The following is a 1571-nucleotide window of genomic DNA, read 5'->3' on the forward strand; positions in this document are numbered from 1 at the left end:
TCGGGCGTGAAGCCGAACTCGCGGAAGAGGACCTTGCCGTCGGCGGAGGCGCCGAAGTGCTCCAGCGACACGATGCGGCCGGCGTCGCCGACGTACTTGTGCCAGGTCAGGCCGATGCCGGCCTCGATGGCGACGCGGGCCTTGACGGCCGGCGGCAGCACGCTGTCCTTGTAGGCCTGGTCCTGCTCCTCGAACCACTCCACGCACGGCATCGACACCACGCGCGTCGGCACGCCGGCGGCCTGCAGCTGCTCGCGCGCCTCGACCGCGAGGTGCACCTCGGAGCCGGTGGCGATCAGCACGGCCTGCGGCGCTGCGCTCTGCCCGTCGGCCGCCACGCAGCGAGGCCAGGTGCTCCACCGGCTGGTGGGTGGGGCCGTCCTCGCCCAGACCGATCGAGTCGTGCGTCCACACGTAGGTGACCGGCAGGTGCATCAGGGCCGACAGGCGCACGGCGTTGCGCATGTAGTCGGAGAACACCAGGAAGGTGCCGCCGTAGATGCGGGTGTTGCCGTGCAGCGCGATGCCGTTCATCTCCGCGGCCATGGAGTGCTCACGGATACCGAAGTGAAGGGTACGCCCGTACGGGTCGGCCTCGGGCAGGGTGTTGCCCACCGGCAGGAACGAGGAGTTCTTGTCGATGGTGGTGTTGTTCGAGCCCGCGAGGTCGGCGGAGCCGCCCCACAGCTCGGGCACGACCGCGCCCAGCGCCTGCAGGACCTTGCCGGAGGCGGCACGGGTGGCCACGGCCTTGCCGGTCTCGAAGACGGGCAGGTGCTGCTCCCAGCCCGCGGGCAGCTCGCCCTTGGCGATCCGGTCGAAGTCGGCGGCGCGCTCGGGGTTGGCGGTCCGCCACTCGCCGAAGGCCTTCTCCCACTCGGCCTTCGCCTCACGGCCGCGGTCCAGCGCCGCACGGGTGTGCGCGAGGACCTCGGCGGAGACCTCGAAGTCCTTCTCGGGGTCGAAGCCCAGGACGCGCTTGGTGGCCGCGACCTCCTCGGCGCCCAGCGCGGAGCCGTGCGCGGCCTCGGTGTTCTGGGCGTGGGGGGCCGGCCAGGCGATGATCGAGCGCATCGCGATGAAGGACGGGCGGTCGGTGACGGCCTTGGCCGCCTCGATCGCCGCGTACAGGGCCTCGGGGTCCAGGTCGCCGTCGGCCTTGGGCTCCACGCGCTGGACGTGCCAGCCGTAGGCCTCATAGCGCTTCTCGGTGTCCTCGGAGATGGCGGTCTCGGTGTCGCCCTCGATCGAGATGTGGTTGTCGTCCCACAGCATGATCAGGTTGCCGAGCTTCTGGTGCCCGGCCATGGAGGAGGCCTCGGCCGAGATGCCCTCCTGCAGGCAGCCGTCACCGGCGATCACGTAGATGTGGTGGTCGAACGGCGAGGTGCCGGCGGCCGCCTCCGGGTCGAACAGGCCACGCTCGTAGCCGCATGACCTTCTGGAACAGGGTGTAGGCGGCAGGAGCGAGGCTCATGGCCGTGCCCGGGTGGCCGTTACCGACCTTCTGCACGGCATCTGCTGCCAGAACGCGGACGGTATCGACGGCCCGCTGGTCCATTTCGGTCCAC

General features: G+C 70.8%; 1 pseudogene. It reads right to left on the reverse strand.

The window, feature by feature from the left end:
• A pseudogene (locus tag IF20_RS36840) lies at window positions 1–1571 on the reverse strand (transketolase family protein); the annotation flags it as partial.

Source organism: Streptomyces niger, from assembly GCF_000718305.1.
Classification (GTDB): Bacteria; Actinomycetota; Actinomycetes; order Streptomycetales; family Streptomycetaceae; genus Streptomyces; species Streptomyces niger.